Origin of the sequence: Pantoea sp. S61, from assembly GCF_016625145.1 — a bacterium.
GTDB classification, from domain to species: domain Bacteria; phylum Pseudomonadota; class Gammaproteobacteria; order Enterobacterales; family Enterobacteriaceae; genus Pantoea; species Pantoea rwandensis_B.
The window spans coordinates 256,687-274,650 of sequence record NZ_JACVUO010000006.1 but is presented as its reverse complement, the minus strand read 5'-3'; the positions used below and the strand labels follow the sequence as shown (position 1 = coordinate 274,650).

General features: G+C 55.5%; 17 protein-coding genes and 1 riboswitch. Of the genes, 7 read left to right on the top strand and 10 right to left on the bottom strand.

All coding sequences use genetic code 11. The features are described 5' to 3' along the window. A partial coding sequence (locus IAE30_RS30050) for a hypothetical protein (protein WP_234472765.1) occupies positions 1 to 520 on the top strand: 520 nt, incomplete at its 5' end. 239 nt (positions 521 to 759) lie between these two features. On the opposite strand, the gene sanA is transcribed toward IAE30_RS30050, so the two are convergent. From sanA to metG, 6 genes are all read right to left on the bottom strand, one after another. Continuing rightward, entirely contained in the window at positions 760 to 1,479 is a 720-nt protein-coding gene (gene sanA, locus IAE30_RS14660) for an outer membrane permeability protein SanA (protein WP_034824903.1), read from the bottom strand. A 135-nt stretch (positions 1,480 to 1,614) separates the two neighbouring features. Next, on the bottom strand, positions 1,615 to 3,312 hold the full coding sequence (locus IAE30_RS14655; protein ID WP_038645869.1) for an NAD-dependent malic enzyme: 1,698 nt from the start codon (positions 3,310 to 3,312) through the stop codon (positions 1,615 to 1,617). A 160-nt stretch (positions 3,313 to 3,472) separates the two neighbouring features. Continuing rightward, on the bottom strand, positions 3,473 to 4,369 hold the full coding sequence (gene cdd, locus IAE30_RS14650) for a cytidine deaminase (RefSeq protein WP_200680262.1): 897 nt from the start codon (positions 4,367 to 4,369) through the stop codon (positions 3,473 to 3,475). A gap of 124 nt (positions 4,370 to 4,493) precedes the next feature. Then, positions 4,494 to 5,186, bottom strand: a complete 693-nt coding sequence (locus tag IAE30_RS14645) for a CidB/LrgB family autolysis modulator (protein WP_038645873.1) — start codon at positions 5,184 to 5,186, stop codon at positions 4,494 to 4,496. After that, positions 5,179 to 5,553 carry a CidA/LrgA family protein gene (locus tag IAE30_RS14640; RefSeq protein WP_200680260.1) on the bottom strand — a complete coding sequence of 125 codons (375 nt, stop codon included), beginning with the start codon at positions 5,551 to 5,553 and terminating at the stop codon, positions 5,179 to 5,181. The genes IAE30_RS14645 and IAE30_RS14640 overlap by 8 nt, the downstream gene beginning before the upstream one ends. Before the next feature lie 57 nt (positions 5,554 to 5,610). Continuing rightward, positions 5,611 to 7,698, bottom strand: a complete 2,088-nt coding sequence (metG, locus tag IAE30_RS14635; protein WP_255352486.1) for a methionine--tRNA ligase — start codon at positions 7,696 to 7,698, stop codon at positions 5,611 to 5,613. Between the two features lie 88 nt (positions 7,699 to 7,786). Here metG and apbC point away from each other — a divergent pair, with 88 nt between their 5' ends. Next, entirely contained in the window at positions 7,787 to 8,899 is a 1,113-nt protein-coding gene (gene apbC / locus IAE30_RS14630) for an iron-sulfur cluster carrier protein ApbC (protein ID WP_200680258.1), read from the top strand. On the opposite strand, the gene IAE30_RS14625 is transcribed toward apbC, so the two are convergent. Beyond that, positions 8,896 to 9,348, bottom strand: a complete 453-nt coding sequence (locus tag IAE30_RS14625) for a GNAT family N-acetyltransferase (RefSeq protein WP_200680256.1) — start codon at positions 9,346 to 9,348, stop codon at positions 8,896 to 8,898. The two genes, apbC and IAE30_RS14625, sit on opposite strands and share 4 nt — an antisense overlap. A gap of 368 nt (positions 9,349 to 9,716) precedes the next feature. Between IAE30_RS14625 and ahpC the strand changes: the two genes are divergently transcribed. Together ahpC and ahpF are read left to right on the top strand one after the other, a co-directional pair. After that, a complete protein-coding gene (gene ahpC / locus IAE30_RS14620) occupies positions 9,717 to 10,280 on the top strand; it encodes an alkyl hydroperoxide reductase subunit C (protein ID WP_034824884.1) in 564 nt (187 codons plus the stop codon). A 70-nt stretch (positions 10,281 to 10,350) separates the two neighbouring features. Next, positions 10,351 to 11,919 (top strand): alkyl hydroperoxide reductase subunit F, encoded by a 1,569-nt coding sequence (gene ahpF, locus IAE30_RS14615; RefSeq protein WP_200680255.1) that lies wholly within the window; start codon positions 10,351 to 10,353, stop codon positions 11,917 to 11,919. Between the two features lie 66 nt (positions 11,920 to 11,985). On the opposite strand, the gene IAE30_RS14610 is transcribed toward ahpF, so the two are convergent. After that, a complete protein-coding gene (locus tag IAE30_RS14610) occupies positions 11,986 to 12,189 on the bottom strand; it encodes a hypothetical protein (protein ID WP_038645883.1) in 204 nt (67 codons plus the stop codon). Positions 12,190 to 12,513: 324 nt separating this feature from the next. After that, a riboswitch (TPP riboswitch) is annotated at positions 12,514 to 12,609 on the top strand. 33 nt (positions 12,610 to 12,642) lie between these two features. Here IAE30_RS14610 and thiM point away from each other — a divergent pair. The 3 genes from thiM to fbaB all read left to right on the top strand — a co-directional run bounded on the left by thiM (position 12,643) and on the right by fbaB (position 15,475). After that, entirely contained in the window at positions 12,643 to 13,428 is a 786-nt protein-coding gene (gene thiM, locus IAE30_RS14605) for a hydroxyethylthiazole kinase (RefSeq protein WP_200538173.1), read from the top strand. Continuing rightward, positions 13,425 to 14,225: a bifunctional hydroxymethylpyrimidine kinase/phosphomethylpyrimidine kinase gene (thiD, locus tag IAE30_RS14600; RefSeq protein ID WP_200538174.1), complete on the top strand. Its 801-nt coding sequence runs from the start codon at positions 13,425 to 13,427 to the stop codon at positions 14,223 to 14,225. The genes thiM and thiD overlap by 4 nt, the downstream gene beginning before the upstream one ends. A gap of 197 nt (positions 14,226 to 14,422) precedes the next feature. Then, positions 14,423 to 15,475: a class I fructose-bisphosphate aldolase gene (gene fbaB / locus IAE30_RS14595; RefSeq protein ID WP_200680254.1), complete on the top strand. Its 1,053-nt coding sequence runs from the start codon at positions 14,423 to 14,425 to the stop codon at positions 15,473 to 15,475. 214 nt (positions 15,476 to 15,689) lie between these two features. Here fbaB and IAE30_RS14590 read toward each other — a convergent pair whose 3' ends face one another. Next, positions 15,690 to 16,376: a GntR family transcriptional regulator gene (locus IAE30_RS14590; protein WP_034824871.1), complete on the bottom strand. Its 687-nt coding sequence runs from the start codon at positions 16,374 to 16,376 to the stop codon at positions 15,690 to 15,692. A gap of 98 nt (positions 16,377 to 16,474) precedes the next feature. Continuing rightward, entirely contained in the window at positions 16,475 to 17,935 is a 1,461-nt protein-coding gene (locus IAE30_RS14585) for a mannitol dehydrogenase family protein (RefSeq protein WP_200680253.1), read from the bottom strand. Positions 17,936 to 17,964: the final 29 nt, after the last annotated feature.

The following is a 17,964-nucleotide window of genomic DNA, read 5'->3' as shown; positions in this document are numbered from 1 at the left end:
CAACGTAAAAGCCTCAGCGCTGCGGATAGCCCTTGCAGCAGCAGAGGGGCTATGGCCTCAAACGTTGTGCCCATTTCTCACAACAATGTGGCTTCTGCGGATAGCTCTTGCAGCAGCAAAAGGGCTATGGCCTCATGCGTTGTGCCTGTTTTCTAACAACAATGCGGCTTCTGCGGACAGCCCTTGCAGCAGCAGAGGGGTTATGGCCTCAAACGTTGTGCCCGTTTTCTCACAACAATGCGGCTTCTGCGGAGAGTCCTTACAGCAGCAAAGAGGCTATGGCCTCAAACGTTGTGCCCGTTTCCAAACAGATGCTCGGTTAACACATTGGTTTTTTGCAGTAGCAAAGCGAGATGGGAATAGCTATGTGTCTGCCTTTAGATCAAATGCATGGCATCCGAGCAACGCCCTTGCAGCCGAGCGGTTAAGGCTTGAAGTTGCCTGCCCTTATTTAACAGCAGGCAACAAAGTTCAGGAGCAGGCTGGTGCCGCTTTGGGGGCAGGCATTTCGCAGCGCTGAACAGAGTGAGGATGCCAGGATAGCCCGCAGGGATGCGGGCGGAAGGCGGGGCGGCACATGGATGTGCCATCCCCGCCGTTCCGTAAGGCAGACGAACGGCGTGAAGGCACCGCGTTAGCGGCGCGAGGACCGCCAGCCCCCAAAGCGGCACCAGACAGCGTCACCGTGGCAGCCCAAAGCGGCACCAGACAGCATCACCCTGACAGCCCAAAGCGTCACCACAATAGCTTCTGGCAGCATTACTTTTGTAACTTCTCTTCCAAATCCAGCAACTGCTCAGGCGTCACCGCCGGATAGCTCTGCGCATCTTCTGGGACTTCATGCACCGCCGGAATCGGCACCAGCGGCCCAAGGAAGCGAGGCTCGCGTTTCATCAGATACAAATCAGCCAGCGCGCCTAAACGTGCGCCGACCTCACGGAAACGCACTGACAGCATATTTTTCGGCGATGGCACGGCATAGCACTGCGCCTGTATCCCCAGGTGCTGGGCGATGTAAAGCGCGCGTTCACAGTGGAAACGTTGCGTAATGATGATGAAATCATTGGTATCGAACACTTTGCGGGTGCGTACGATTGAATCCAGCGTGCGGAACCCAGCATAGTCGAGCACGATATCGGCAGGATCAACACCAGCTTTGATGAGATCGCGACGCATCGTCATCGGTTCGTTATAGCTTTGCAGCGCGTTGTCACCACTTAACAGCAGATAATTCACCTTGCCGCTGTTGTACGCGTTGAGCGCACCCTGAATGCGATAAAGGTAATACTGATTGATGACGCCAGTGCGGTAATACTTGGCCGTGCCTAAGACCACCCCGACCTGACGATGCGGCAGCGAAGTGACATCTTCATAAATAAAGGGCGCGGTTTTCCAACTGATCCAGCGATCCAGGCCGAGCGCGGTCGCCACCATCAATAAGATGATGAAAAACAGACCAAAGAAAACGCGTTTAATCATGCGCGTAAGCACTCGGTTGGCGAAAAAAGGATGGCTAAAGGCTACTTGAGGTGGGGGCGCTAAGCAAGTTTACGCCGGTTGGCTGGCGATATTTTAAGCGCAGCCGGTACTGTATTCACCGGCTGCGCTGGCTGATTAGATCGAAGTGCGGCGATAATGACGATACTGCGGCAGCCAGAAGTTGTTGTTCACGGCTTTCGACAGCACATCTTCTGAAGTGACCACGGCCACACCAGCCAACTGCGCTGCTTTACCCACTTCCATGGCGATCAGCTTTGATACGCCCTGAATGTGTTTCAATTCTGGCAGCACCGGGCCTTCGCCATCGTTCACCAGCGGTGAACAGTCGGCCAATGCACGGCTGGCGGTCATCAGCATCGAATCGGTGATGCGAGTGGCACCGGCGGCAATCACACCCAAACCAATACCCGGGAAGATATAGGAGTTATTGCACTGCGCAATTGGGTAGGTTTTACCTTTCCAGGTCACAGGTGCAAATGGGCTGCCGGTGGCGACCAGCGCTTCACCGTCGGTCCAGGAAATGATATCCGCTGGTGTGGCTTCAACGCGTGAGGTTGGGTTCGACAGCGGCATCACAATCGGACGCTTGGTGTGCTTGTGCATCTCGCGGATGATCTCTTCGGTGAACAGACCCGGCTGGCCGGACACCCCAATCAGAATGTCTGGCTTCGCGTTGCGCACCACATCCAACAGTGAAATAGAATCGCTGGTCACATCCCAGTTCTTCAGATTTTCACTCTTCTGCACCAGTTTGCTCTGGAAATCGAGCAAATTAGGCAGTTTGTCGGTCAACAGACCAAAGCGATCCACCATCATCACGCGGGAACGCGCTTCGTCGTCGCTCAGACCTTCGGACTTCATCTGCGCGACGATCTGCTCAGCGATACCGCAGCCGGCGGAACCCGCGCCGAGGAACACCACTTTCTGCTCGCACAAACGGCTGCCCGCTGCACGGCTGGCAGCGATCAGGGTGCCCACGGTAACAGCGGCGGTGCCCTGAATATCATCGTTAAAGCAGCATACTTCATCGCGATAACGCTCGAGCAACGGCATGGCGTTCTTCTGCGCGAAGTCCTCAAACTGCAGCAGCACGTTCGGCCAGCGGCGCTTCACTGCCTGAATAAACTCATCAACGAAGGCTTCGTACTCTTCGCCGGTAATACGCGGATGGCGCCAGCCCATATACAGCGGATCGTTCAGCAGCTGCTGATTGTTCGTTCCCACATCCAGCACCACAGGCAGGGTATACGCCGGGCTGATCCCGCCACAGGCGGTGTACAAGGACAGCTTACCGATTGGGATACCCATACCGCCGATGCCGAGGTCGCCGAGGCCGAGAATACGCTCGCCATCGGTCACCACGATCACTTTCACGTTCTGCTTAGTGGCGTTTTGCAGCATATCTTCAATGCGATCGCGGTTGTTATACGAGATGAAAACACCGCGAGCACGACGATAAATTTCCGAGAAGTGTTCACAGGCCGCGCCGACGGTTGGGGTGTAAATAATCGGCATCATCTCTTCCAGATGATTATCCAGCAGGCGGTAGAACAGCGTTTCGTTGGTGTCCTGGATGTTGCGTAGATAGACGTGCTTGTCGTTATTGTTTTTGAAATCCAGGAACTGACGCCAGGCACGCTCTGCCTGCTCTTCGATGGTTTCAACGGCTTCGGGTAACAGGCCATTGAGATTGAATTCGTTGCGTTCTTCCAGGGTGAAGGCGCTGCCTTTATTCAGCAGCGGAAATTCCAGCAGAATCGGACCCGCGTAAGGAATATACAGCGGACGTTTACTTTCGTAGTCGAGTTCCATGCAGTGTTTGCTCCGGTTGCAGTGTTTTCTGACGTATCACCGGGAAAAGGTAACGCCAGACCTGTTTCTTGTGAAGTGGTTCTGGCGCCCGATCCTATGAGGATTCTTGCAGATGTACAGCTTTTGTTAATAGAAAGTCACAAAAGCGATGAAAGGATCACTAAACTGATGTTTTCGAAACTAAAGTAAGTGAGAAATCTTCACAGCCCAGCGCCGCCAGCGTGGCGCGAGTGGCATCGCGCTGACTCAATGTACTGTCTTCACATTCGACCAGCACAGCCTGTTGGATGGTATCCAGCGCTTCATTCCGCATGTTCATCATAATTAGCGCAGCCTGCAATGGCGGCAAACTCGGGTTAAAGGCCGCGTTTTCTGCATAGCGTCCGGTGAACAGGTTGCCGCTTTGGCTGCGCAAGGCCACGCCACTGTAACTGTGGCTGTATGGCGCGTGACTCTGGTTCGCGGCTTCTATTGCCGCCTGCTGTAATGCATCACCTTCTGAAGCGAAGCCGTGATGAATCGGTGTCAGCAGACGTTCAGTGATATTCAGATCGTCAGGGCCAAACGCATCGGGCAAATAATCACCCAGCGTACTCACCGCGCGCCCCGGTAAGCTGATGCGGATCGCCGTGCCGCTGTTCAGCTCATTCATAAACTGACGACAGTGGCCGCACGGCGTGTAGTTAACGGTTATCGCATCAAGCTTCTCTTCGCCGTGCAGCCAGGCGTGCGTGATGGCGCTTTGCTCCGCATGCACGGTTTGTTGCAGCGGCGCATGTTCAAACTCCATGTTGGCACCAAAATACCAGTGACCGCTCACGCCGCGTGAAATGGCGCCTACGTTAAAGTTAGACACCGGTGCGACCGCGCAGCAGGCCGCAATCGGCAACAGTGCCAGCGCTAAGGCATCCTCATCCAGCCCCGTCTCCTGCTTCAGACGCGCCACATCCTGTGGGCGTAGTACGCCGTTAAAATCAGCTGAATCCAGCAAGGGGGGAATCGCAGTTTGCAAGTCAGCGGGCAGGGCGGAGAAAGCAGCAGTAAATCGTGGATGCATGATGTGATGACCTCATTAACGCGTTAGCGGCGATGCGCCGCCTAAGGGGTTATATGTGATCTGTGTCGCTATGACAATGTAAGCTGATTGAGTCGTTTCAACTTTGCGAGATCTCTCGCAAGTTTTAGCCCAACCAGTGCATCAACAGCGGGAAAAGGAACGGTGCCAGCAGCGAAGTAATAATGCCGCAGATCACCAGTGCCAAAGAGCTAAACGCCCCTTCCTGGTAATCGATCTCTGCTGCGCGCGCCGTGCCCAACGCGTGCGATGCGTTGCCAATCGCCAGGCCGCGTGACGATTTGCTGTGCACGTTAAACAGATTCAGCAGCATATGGCCGAACACTGCACCGAGCACGCCAGCAATCAATACGCAGATGGCGCTGATGGCGGGAATACCGTGCAGTGAACCGGATACCGCCATGGCAATTGGCGTGGTAACGGATTTCGGCATAATCGTCGCGGCAATTTCTGGCGTAGCCCCCATCCACAGCGCAATAGCCGTGCCGGACACCATCGCCGTAATGCTGCCGATAAAACAGACGCTGATGATGGTTTTCCAGCGCGCGCGAATCTGATGCATCTGCTCATACAGCGGCAATGCAAGCGCGACCACCGCAGGTTGCAGCAGCTGATTAAGGAAGGTGCTGCCGGCGAAATAGCGGGTGTAAGGGATATGCGTGAGCAACAGGATCGGAATGACAATCGCCATCGCCACCAACAGCGGATTAATAATCGAGATATTGATTTTGGCTGCCAGCTTACGCGCCAGCAGATACGCCACCACGGTGAGCGGCAGTGACCACCAGGCGTCAGTCATGAGGCTGCTCCTTCGGGCGCTGCAAACGTTCGGCGCTCAGGCCAACGATCAGCAGCACCATAAAGGTACTGACCACGCAGGAGACGACAATCGGTCCAAACTGTGCGCTCAGGATATCGGTATACCCCATCACGCCGACGCTGATCGGCACAAACAGCAGCGCCATATAACGGATCAGCAAATGACAGCCCGGTTTCACCCAGCCCACCGGCAGGATTTGCAGCGCCAGCAGGGTAAACAGCAATAGCATGCCGATAATACTGCCCGGAATAGTAAACGGCAGCAGGGCTGCGATACCGTTCCCGACATAGAGCGCGGCATAGATAATCACAAAGGCACGCAAATAGTGCCAGCAAGCAGTTAGCACGACAGGCTCCACAACAGAGTCTCGATAAAAAAGCCGCCCTGAAGGCGGCTTGTTCAATTACTTCACCTGCATTCCAGGTTGTGCGCCGCTATCAACGGACAACACAAACAGGTCGGAACCGCCAGAACCGGCAGACAGCACCATGCCTTCTGACACGCCGAAACGCATCTTACGCGGCGCCAGGTTAGCGACGATAATGGTCATCTTGCCGACCAGCACAGACGGATCGGGGTACGCCGCGCGAATGCCAGAGAAGATTTGACGCTTCTCACCGCCGAGATCCAGTTCCAGACGCAGCAACTTGTCAGAACCTTCCACCAGTTCGGCTTTTTCGATCAGCGCCACGCGCATATCCACTTTAGCGAAATCATCGATGGTGATGGCCTCGCCAATCGGTGCGTCAGCCAGAGGACCGGTTACCGCAGGTTTGTTCGCCGCTGCCGCGTCTTCTTTAGACGCTTCAATCAGCCCTTCAACCTTGGCCATTTCGATACGGCCATACAAGGCTTTGAATGGTGCGACATCGTGATCCAGCAACGGCTGCGCAATCGCATCCCAGCTCAATTCCGTGTTCAGGAAAGCTTCGGTGCGCGCGCTCAGTGAAGGCAGTACCGGCTTCAGCCAGGTCATCAGAATGCGGAACAGGTTGATACCCATTGAGCAGATTGCTTGCAGGTCAGCATCGCGGCCTTCCTGTTTCGCCACCACCCACGGGGCCTGCTCATCCACATAGCGGTTAGCGATATCTGCCAGCGCCATGATTTCACGGATGGCACGGTTGTACTCGCGGCTCGCCCAGGCTTCACCAATCTTCTCTGAAGCATCGACAAAGGTCTGATACAGCGCCGGATCGGCCAGTTCGCTCGCCAGTTTGCCGCCAAAGCGTTTAGTGATGAAACCGGCGTTACGAGACGCGAGGTTCACCACCTTGTTAACGATATCGGCATTCACGCGCTGTACGAAATCTTCCAGATTCAGGTCGATGTCGTCGATGCGTGAAGAGAGTTTCGCTGCGTAGTAGTAACGCAGGCTGTCGGCATCCAGATGCTGCAGCCAGGTGCTGGCTTTGATGAAGGTACCGCGCGATTTGGACATCTTCGCGCCGTTCACTGTCACATAACCGTGCACGAACAGATTGGTCGGCTTGCGGAAGTTGCTGCCTTCCAGCATCGCTGGCCAGAACAGGCTGTGGAAGTAAACGATGTCTTTACCGATGAAGTGATACAGCTCGGTAGAAGAATCTTTTTTCCAGAACTCGTCGAAATCAATGTTACCGCGCTTGTCGCACAGGTTCTTAAAGGAACCCATGTAACCGATTGGCGCATCCAGCCACACGTAGAAGTATTTGCCCGGCGCACCTGGAATTTCGAAACCGAAATATGGCGCATCACGGGAGATATCCCACTGCTGCAAGCCCGATTCGAACCACTCCTGCATTTTGTTCGCCACCTGCTCCTGCAACGCACCTGAGCGCGTCCAGGTCTGCAACATCGCGCTGAATGAAGGCAGGTCGAAGAAGAAGTGCTCGGAATCACGCAGTACTGGCGTCGCGCCAGAGACCACGGATTTAGGATCGATCAGCTCGGTTGGGCTGTAGGTCGCGCTGCACACTTCGCAGTTATCGCCGTATTGATCCGGTGACTTACATTTCGGGCAGGTGCCTTTGACAAAACGGTCCGGCAGGAACATGCCTTTTTCCGGATCGTACAGCTGTGAAATGGTGCGGTTCTTGATAAAACCGTTCTCTTTCAGACGACCGTAAATCAACTCCGACAGCTGACGGTTTTCGTCGCCGTGGGTGGAGTGATAGTTGTCGTAGCTGATGTCGAAGCCAGCGAAGTCAGTTTCGTGCTCCTGCTTCATCTCAGCGATCATCTGCTCAGGTGGGATACCGAGCTGCTGTGCTTTCAGCATGATCGGCGTGCCGTGGGCATCGTCTGCGCAGATAAAGTAAACCTGGTTGCCACGCATTCGCTGGTAACGGACCCAAATGTCAGCCTGAATATGTTCAAGCATGTGACCGAGATGGATAGAACCGTTTGCGTACGGCAGTGCGCACGTTACCAGAATTTTTTTAGCGACTTGAGTCATAGTTTGCGTAGCGTTCCGTGAATAAAAATCGGGCTTAGATGTTACCCGAAGCACCCTCTGGCGTAAACACAACTGGACGGCATCTGATATTATTGAAAGCACACCGCCGTTATCTGGCGTTATGAAAACACAAGGAGTTGGGATGACTTCACAATCCCGGGAACATCATTCACCCGAAGCATTGCGCGCTGTGGTTATCGGCGTGCTGAGTGACTTTGAACATCCGACGTTGCATCACAATCTGACTACCCTCAAAGCCCTGCGCCACGTGGCGTTACTCGACGGCAAACTCCACATCGAATTGGTGATGCCGTTTGCCTGGGCCTCAGCCTTCGAAGAGCTGAAAGCACAAGTCAGCGCCGAGTTGCTGCGACTCACCCATGCGAGCGCCATTGACTGGCGTTTACGACACGATATCGCCACGCTGAAGCGGGTGAAAAATCATCCCGGCGCGACAGGCGTGAAGAACATCATTGCAGTGAGTTCCGGTAAAGGCGGCGTCGGCAAATCCAGCACGGCGGTGAACATGGCGCTGGCGTTGATTGCCGAAGGTGCGAAGGTCGGTATTCTCGATGCCGATATTTACGGCCCGTCGATTCCCAATATGCTCGGCACCGAAAGCCAGCGTCCGACCTCACCGGATGGCACGCACATGGCACCGATTATGGCGCACGGATTGGCGACCAACTCGATTGGCTATCTGGTCACCGATGAGAATGCGATGGTGTGGCGTGGTCCGATGGCCAGCAAAGCGCTGATGCAACTGTTGAACGAGACGATGTGGCCGGATCTCGATTACCTGATTCTCGATATGCCGCCGGGCACCGGTGATATCCAGTTAACGCTGGCGCAAAACGTACCGGTAACCGGTGCGCTAGTGGTGACGACACCACAGGACATTGCCCTGATTGATGCCCGCAAAGGCATTGTGATGTTTGAGAAGGTCAGCGTGCCGGTGTTGGGCATTGTGGAGAACATGAGTATTCACATTTGCAGCGAATGTGGCCATCACGAGCCGATATTCGGCACGGGCGGCGCGCAGAAGCTGGCGGCTGATTACCACACGCAGCTGCTGGCGCAATTGCCGCTGCACATCAATCTGCGTGAGGATCTGGATGATGGTGAGCCGACGGTGATCCGTCGTCCGGACAGCGAATTCACCGCACTCTATCGTCAATTAGCCGGTCGGGTGGCCGCCCAGCTTTATTGGCAGGGTGACGTGATCCCGGCCGATATTGCCTTCCGCGCAGTTTAACGTAGCGTTTTTCCGCTGGCGCGCGCCGTCAGCGGAAAATGCATCAGCACGTATTTTCCCTGTTCGCTTACACCGGTGGCTTCACGCTGCCAGCCGTGTTTCAGGTAAAACGCCTGCGCGGGCTCATTCAGCATCAGGCATTTCAAGGCACCGGTTGAGGTGAAGCGGCGCTGCACCGCCTCCAGCAGAGCGCTGCCAATGCCGCGACCCTGAAAGTCAGGATCGACATACAGGCTGTGCAGGAAATTGTCGTTAGGAAGGATGCCGGCAAATCCGGCGCGGTGGCCCTCGACGAACGCCACTAACACCGTTTCACCCAATATCACTCCATCCAGATCTTCCAGCGCCCAATCATCGCCATCCATCCAGGTCCAGCTATGACGTCGTGCAGCCAGAAACAGCGTGCGCAGAAAAGGGCGATCGGCTTCCTCAAATAATCGAATGTCCAAGCAAAGCTCCAGTTGAAGAATGGCAAATTGCGTGTCGGTCGCCATAAATGCTGACCCTGCATCAAAGCAGGGTATTTATATCGCAACAGTCCCAGGGAAGGGTGACCCTCCAGCAAAGCAGGATTTTCGTAGGGTGCGCATTGATGCGCATCTGTCGCCATAGAGGGCAACCCTAGGTAACAATAGCCGACCAAAAAGATAAAGCCTGTCAAATCATCAGGCTTTCTGTGTAGAATGCCGCGGCAAGCCGCATGGAATCTGGCATCAGCACTTTGATAGCTTTTGATTATCTGATTGATAACGACTGCATATTAGAAGTTGGCCCGGAAAAACTGTAACTTGCATCACATCTTTTAACGGAGGTCACCATGTCCATCATTAATACCAAAATCAAACCATTCAAAAACGCAGCGTTCAAAAACGGCGAATTCATCGACGTAACCGAGAAAGACGTTGAAGGTAAATGGAGTGTTTTCTTCTTCTACCCGGCTGACTTCACCTTCGTATGCCCGACTGAACTGGGTGACGTGGCAGACCATCATGAAGAGCTGCAGAAACTGGGCGTAGACATCTACTCTGTTTCTACTGACACGCACTTTACCCACAAAGCCTGGCACGGTTCTTCCGAAACCATCGCAAAAATCAAATACGCGATGATCGGCGACCCAACTGGCGCACTGACCCGTAACTTCGAAATCATGCGCGAAGACGAAGGTCTGGCAGATCGCGGTACCTTCATTGTTGACCCACAGGGCATCATCCAGGCTATCGAAATCACCGCTGAAGGCATTGGCCGTGACGCATCTGACCTGATCCGCAAAATCAAAGCGGCTCAGTATGTTGCTTCTCACCCAGGCGAAGTTTGCCCGGCTAAATGGAAAGAAGGCGAAGCAACACTGGCTCCATCTCTGGACCTGGTTGGCAAAATCTAAGCAACACCCAGCCATTCGATCTTTCTCAATCGGGTGCTACGGCACCCGATTTTCTTGACAGGAACTCACTATGCTCGATACCAATTTAAAAACACAGCTCAAGGCTTACCTTGAGAAATTAACGAAACCGGTTGAGTTGATTGCCACACTGGATGATGGCGCTAAATCTGCGGAGATCCGTTCTCTGCTGACCGATATCGCGAGCTTGTCAGAAAAAGTCAGCTTCCGTGAAGAGAATGATCGTCCGGTTCGTAAACCCTCTTTCCTGATCGCTAACCCAGGCAGCCAGAGCGGCCCCCGCTTTGCCGGTTCGCCAATGGGACACGAATTTACTTCACTGGTGCTGGCACTGTTGCAGACCGGTGGACACCCTTCGAAAGAGTCGCAGAGCCTGCTGGAGCAAGTAGTGGCTCTGGACACCGACCTGCATTTCGAAACCTATTACTCGCTGTCATGCCATAACTGCCCTGACGTGGTACAGGCGCTGAACCTGATGGCAGTGCTAAACCCACGCATCAGCCACACCGCGATTGATGGCGGCATGTTCCAGAACGAAATCACTGAGCGCAATGTGATGGGCGTTCCTGCGGTATTCCTCAACGGCAAAGAGTTCGGTCAGGGCCGTTTGAGCCTGGCGGAAATCGTCGGCAAAGTGGACACCAACGCAGAGAAGCGTGCGGCAGAAGAGCTGAACAAGCGTGAAGCCTATGAAGTGCTGATCGTCGGCAGCGGCCCAGCGGGCGCAGCGGCAGCGATTTACTCGGCGCGTAAAGGTATCCGCACGGGCCTGATGGGCGAGCGTTTTGGTGGCCAGGTACTCGACACCGTAGACATCGAAAACTACATCTCAGTCCAGAAAACCGAAGGCGCTAAGCTGGCGGGTTCACTGCGCGCCCACGTTGATGATTACGATGTTGACGTCATCGACACCCAGAGCGCCATTAAGCTGATTCCCGCTGCCAAAGAGGGCGGTCTGCACGCGATTGAAACCGCGTCTGGCGCAGTACTGAAATCACGCAGCATCATCATTGCCACCGGTGCACGCTGGCGCAACATGGGTGTGCCGGGTGAAGAGCAGTATCGCACCAAAGGCGTGACCTACTGCCCACACTGCGACGGCCCGCTGTTCAAAGGTAAACGCACGGCGGTGATCGGCGGCGGTAACTCTGGTGTTGAAGCGGCTATCGATCTGGCTGGCCTGGTTGAGCACGTGACGCTGCTGGAATTTGCCAGCGAAATGCGTGCCGACAAAGTGCTGCAGGACAAACTGCGCAGCCTGAAAAACGTCGATGTGATTCTGAATGCCCAGACCACCGAAGTGAAAGGCGACGGCAGCAAAGTGACTGGCTTGAGTTACATCGATCGTACCAACCAGACCAGCCATGAAATCGCGCTGAGCGGCATCTTCGTGCAGATTGGTCTGCTTCCCAACACCACCTTCCTCGAAGGCGCGGTGGAACGTAACAAAATGGGCGAGATCATCATCGACGCCAAATGCGAAACCAGCCTGAAAGGCGTGTTCGCGGCCGGTGACTGCACCACGGTGCCGTACAAGCAGATCATTATCGCCAGCGGTGAAGGCGCGAAAGCCTCACTCAGCGCGTTTGATTACCTGATCCGCACCCAACCGGCTGAATAAGTTTTATTGCGATAGCCACGCAGCAGCCCCGTAACAGATGTTACGGGGCTTTTTTTTGCCTGTTATTCATCCTAACCAACGGCGTGCTTCCGCATCGCTGATGTCGCGATAATAAATTTTATGCAAACGCTCGCCGCAACCTTTGCATTGCGCTTCAACATGGGTAGAAAAATAGTGGCGGCCGGAAGGGCAAATTGCGCCTTTACGCGAAATACGAATGTCGTGCCATTTATGGGCGTGCGGAATAAAGCTGAATAATTTTGAGATCATTATCGATTCCGGAATTGGATAGGCAGTGACTCTCTTCAAGTCCGGAGGGGGATTAGGCCTTGCCACAGCGGGCGGGGCGTTGATGTGCATCAATGAATGCGAAGGCGGGTGTTTATTAGTCGATTTTTCAGTGATTAGAATAAATCTGGCAAATTCAGATGAGAATTATTTAATGATGATAATTGACCGATATAGCTTTTTTTAAAATTCAGCCTGTCGAATGATTTTAACTATTTTGATTTAGTGCCGTTTTCAGCGTCTTTCAAAGCACCACGATTTACAACCCCCCGAACTGCCCTTATCCTGTGTGCGGCATGTTCACCATGCCATGACTCGGGGTGCCCCTGTTAAACAGGGCTGAGATACACCCGCTGACCTGATCTGGATAATGCCAGCGTAGGGAAGTCAGATGCCTGACCGCATTCGCCTTCTTGATCGCCGGTTGGGAGTTTTATGACACAGCCTGACCTTCTTACCCCCGCGCAACTCGCGCAATCCCTACAGCTGCTGCGTCAGCAGGCGCCGCTGGTGCACTGCATGACCAATGACGTGGTGCAAACCTTCACTGCCAATGTGCTGCTGGCTCTACAAGCCTCTCCTGCGATGGTGATCGATGCCGAAGAAGCCGCGCAGTTCGTGAGTTTTGCCGATGCGCTGCTGATCAACGTGGGCACCTTAACCCGTGACCGTCGCGATGCGATGCTGGCGGCGGTGCAATCCGCCGCCAAAGCCGGCACGCCCTGGACGCTCGATCCGGTGGCCGTGGGCGCACTCTCGTTACGTACCGAATTCTGCCAGCAGTTGCTGAGCCTGCAACCCGCCGCGATTCGTGGCAACGCCTCGGAAATCCTCGCGCTGGCCAACCAGGCTGCGGGCGGACGCGGTGTGGACAGCGTGCATCAGGCCGATGCCGCACTGAGCGCGGCACAACAGCTGGCGCAGGATTACCACACGCTGGTGGCGGTCACTGGCGAAGTCGATTACGTCACCGATGGCACACGCACGCTGGCGATCCCTGGCGGCAGCCCGTTAATGACGCGCGTGGTCGGCACCGGCTGCGCGCTTTCAGCCGTGGTGGCGGCATTCAGCAGCTTGCCGGGCGACCGTTTGCAGCATGTGGCGGCGGCGTGTCGTGTGATGTCTCTGGCGGGTGAACAGGCGGCACGTGCCGTTCAGGGGCCAGGCAGCTTTGTCGCGGCTTTCCTGGATAACCTCTGGACGCTGGAGGTCACCGTATGAAACGCATTAATGCTTTAACCATTGCTGGCACTGACCCTAGCGGCGGCGCGGGCATTCAGGCCGATCTGAAAGCCTTCTCCGCACTGGGCGCTTATGGCACCAGCGTGATCACCGCGCTGGTGGCGCAGAACACCTGCGGCGTGCAGTCGGTGTATCGCATCGAACCCGACTTTGTTGGCGCACAGCTGGATTCCGTGCTGGACGATGTGCGTATCGATGCCGCCAAAATCGGTATGCTGTCTGAAACCGCGATTGTCGAAGTGGTTGCCAAGCGGCTGAAACGCGCCAGCCTGCCGTTTGTGGTGCTGGATACGGTGATGATCGCGAAGAGTGGCGATCCGCTGCTGTCGCCCGATGCGGTTGCCAGCGTGCGAGAACTGCTGCTGCCGCAGGTGTCGTTGATCACGCCCAATCTGCCCGAAGCCGCTGCGCTGCTGGGGCGGGATATGGCGCAGGATGAAAAAACCATGCTGATGCAGGGCGATGCGCTGTTGGATCTCGGTTGTGAAGCCGTATTGATGAAGGGCGGACATCTCAGTGATGCCGAAAGCCCGGATTGGCTGATCACCCGCGCGGGCCGTCAGCGCTTTACCGCACCACGCGTCAATACGCGCCATACCCACGGCACCGGCTGTTCGCTATCCGCGGCTTTAGCGGCGCTGCGCCCACGACATGATAACTGGGCGGACACAGTCACCGAAGCCAAAGCCTGGTTGCAGCAGGCCTTGCTGCATGCGGACTCGCTGGAAGTGGGTAAAGGCATTGGGCCAGTGCACCATTTCCATCAGTGGTGGTAGGCAAGCATTAAGGCGTGCCTCTGCGTTGCAGGATGCAATCTGCAGGCCGCCCATCGCAAGGTGGCAGAATTTTTTTACTGCGTATCCGTCTGAAAAATGGTGTCAGCAATTTGCCAGCCTGGCGCATTTCGGTCCAGGCTGTTGGGGGCAAATCGGCCATTGCCGGTTCCATTCCAGCCATTTATTCAGGAGCCATCATGACGGACATCGTACAGTTATTGGGCAAAGAAGCGGATTCTCTTCTTCAACATCGCTGCATGACCATTCCAGCGGACAGCCTTTATTTACCGGGCGCGGATTTCGTCGATCGCGTGATGATCGATAACAATCGTTCTCCTGCCGTATTACGCAATATGCAAACCCTGTACAACACCGGTCGTCTGGCCGGCACCGGCTATCTGTCGATTTTGCCGGTCGATCAGGGCGTTGAACACTCAGCGGGCGCCTCCTTCGCCGCTAACCCGGCTTATTTTGATCCGAAGAACATCGTTGAGCTGGCGATTGAAGCGGGCTGTAACTGCGTGGCGTCCACCTATGGCGTGCTGGCCTCGGTATCACGCCGCTATGCGCACCGCATTCCGTTTATGGTGAAACTCAACCACAACGAAACCCTGAGCTATCCGACCCAATACGATCAAACCCTGTATGCCAGTGTTGAGCAGGCATTCAATCTGGGGGCGATCGCGGTGGGCGCGACTATCTATTTTGGTTCTGAGCAGTCACGCCGTCAGATTGAAGAGATCTCGGCCGCCTTTGAGCGTGCGCATGAACTGGGCATGGTGACCGTGCTGTGGGCCTATCTGCGTAATGATGGCTTCAAGAAAGACGGCGTGGATTACCATGCCAGTGCCGATTTGACCGGCCAGGCCAACCATCTGGCGGCGACCATTGGCGCAGACATCGTGAAGCAGAAAATGGCCGAGAACAACGGCGGCTACAAAGCGGTGAAATTTGGCCACACCGACGAGCGCGTCTACAGCAAGCTGACCACGGAGAACCCGATCGATCTGGTGCGCTACCAGCTGGCGAACTGCTATATGGGCCGTGCCGGATTGATCAACTCCGGCGGCGCATCAGCCGGAGACACCGACATTGCCGAATCAGTGCGTACTGCGGTGATCAACAAGCGTGCGGGCGGGATGGGGCTGATTCTTGGCCGTAAGGCGTTCAAGAAGTCGCTGAAAGAAGGCGTTCAACTGATTATTGCGGTTCAGGATGTCTATCTGGCGAAAGATGTCACGATTGCGTAATTGAATGCCCAATTCCCTTCCCGCAAGCGGGAGGGGAACCGATCCAGCGCAGTATCAATGACAGGATTGGGACGAAATCTTATCTGCAAAGCTCGCTTTGCTGGCCAGCACTTCGCTTTTCACTCACCCGCAAACCGCACTTTACTCACGCTCTGCTGTATCCCCCTTAGTTGTGTGTAAGGGGCGGGGGTGAGGGCATCAAATTGCTGAGGAACTAAGGCGCTTCAAACCACTCGCTATTACGCTCAGCAATCGGCGTAATGGTCAAAATCATCTCCTGCAGATGACGGCGCATCGCCGCTTCTGCCGCTTCAACATCTTGCGCTTTTAACGCCTGGTAGATGTTTTCATGCTGCTGAATCAGGCTTTCCGGTGGCGACACTTCGCTCAGGGTCAGGAAGCGCACGCGGTCCATGGTGGCTTTAATGTTTTCCACCGTTTCCCACGCCAGCAGGCAGTTGATCCCCTCTGCAATCAGGCGGTGAAACTCATCGTCCAGCGCTAAAAACGCCTGGCTGTCGTGGCGTTCAGCGGCTAAGCGTTGCAGCTGTAAGTTATGTTCCAGCGCCATCAATCCCTCGGGGGTGATCTCCTGCGCAGCACGACGCACCACGGCGATCTCCACCGCTTCACGGATAAAACGGCCATCGGCCACGCGCTGGGCGGAAATCTTGCGCACGAAAGTACCGCGCTGCGGCAGCACCTGCACCAGGCCCGCTTCCGCCAGTTTGATAAAGGCTTCACGTACCGGCTGGCGCGACACATTAAAGCGCGCAGACACTTCCTTTTCGGACAGCAACGAGCCCGGATGAATGGCGCAGGTCACGATATCTTTGCGCAGATAACGATAGATCTGCTGATTTACGGGTTCGCTGGTGGTTATGGTATAGGCAATCGACATGCAGCAATATCCGTATTACGGCTGGCCTACGCCAGCCCGATGAGAAAGGTTCAGTCTAATCAGCACGCTGCATCTGCGCTACACATTTGTGAAAGCGCTTAAGCCTGCGTCACAAGGGCTTGCACCGTGGCGCGTGCCCCTTGCGTATTAAGCTGGTTATACAACTCGGTGACGCGCGAGACAAAGGCGGTCTGATAACGCAAATCATCGCCAAACACCGCTTGTATCCGCAGTAAGGCTTCGACGCGCTGCGCACCGTCATCGCTGTGCGCAACGATACTCGCCAGTTGTTCTTTCATTGGATCGCGAATCTCAATCGCCTGCCCTTGCTCATCGACACCGCTCACGTAACGCATCCAGCCCGCCACACCGAGCAGCAGATAGTCACAAGATGTGCCGTTACGCAGATGCCAGCGCACGCTGTCCAGCAGACGCTGCGGCAGCTTCTGTGTGCCGTCGGTGGCGATCTGGTAAGTGCGATGCTTGATGGCGCGGTTTTCGTAGCGTGCAATCAGCGAATCGGCATAAGCGGTGAGATCCACGCCCTGAGTGCGCAGTGTCGGGGCCTGATCCTGCAACATCAGCGCGCGCGCCGCCGTGCGGAAGTGGTTGTCGGCCATGCAATCGCTGATGTGTTCGTATCCGGCGAGGAAGCCAAGATAGGCGAGGAAGGAGTGGCTGCCGTTGAGCATGCGCAGCTTCATCTCTTCGAACGGCAATACATCACTCACCAGCTCAGCACCGGCGTTTTCCCATGCCGGGCGGCCATTGACGAAGTTATCTTCAATCACCCACTGGAAGAAAGGCTCGGCTTCCACCGCGACCGGATCGCTGCTGCCTAAGCGTGCTTCCAGCGCATCAAACGCCGCATCAGTCATCGCGGGGACGATGCGGTCCACCATGGTGGAAGGGAAGGTGATGTGCGTTTGAATGTACTCTGCCAGTTCGTGGCTGTGGCGTTCTGCCAACTGGGTGATGACGTTGCGCGTGACGTGACCGTTCTCTGGCATGTTGTCGCAGGACATCACGCTGAACGGCGGTAATCCACGCTCGCGACGACGGATAATCGCCGCCAGAATCAGGCCCGGCAGTGAACGGGGCAGCGTGGGGTTTTCCAGGTCATGCACGATATCAGGATGATCCGGGTTGAGCTTGCCGCTGGAGGGCATATAGCAATAGCCTTTCTCGGTCACCGTCATCGAGACAATCGCCACATCGGGCTGGCTCATCGCCTCAATCACCGCATCAATGCCGTCGCCTTTGCCATGCAGCGCTTGCGTCACCACGCCAATCACGCGGGTGTGCAGGCTGCTATCGGCCATCTCGGTGAGGGTATAGAGCAAATCCTGTTGGCGCAGCGCCTGAATCAATGCGCCGCTGTTGAGATTCACTTCGCAGTAGCCCCAGTCACTGCCTTCCGCCGCCAGTTTATCGGTGGCGAGCGCCTGATGCGCACGGTGAAAAGCACCAAAGCCGATGTGCACCATGCGGGTTTTCAACTGGCTGCGGTCATAAGCGGGACGTTGGACGTCGGCGGGAAGGCGATCAAGCTCTAACATGCGTTTTCCTTTTAGCAAACGGGGCGCTG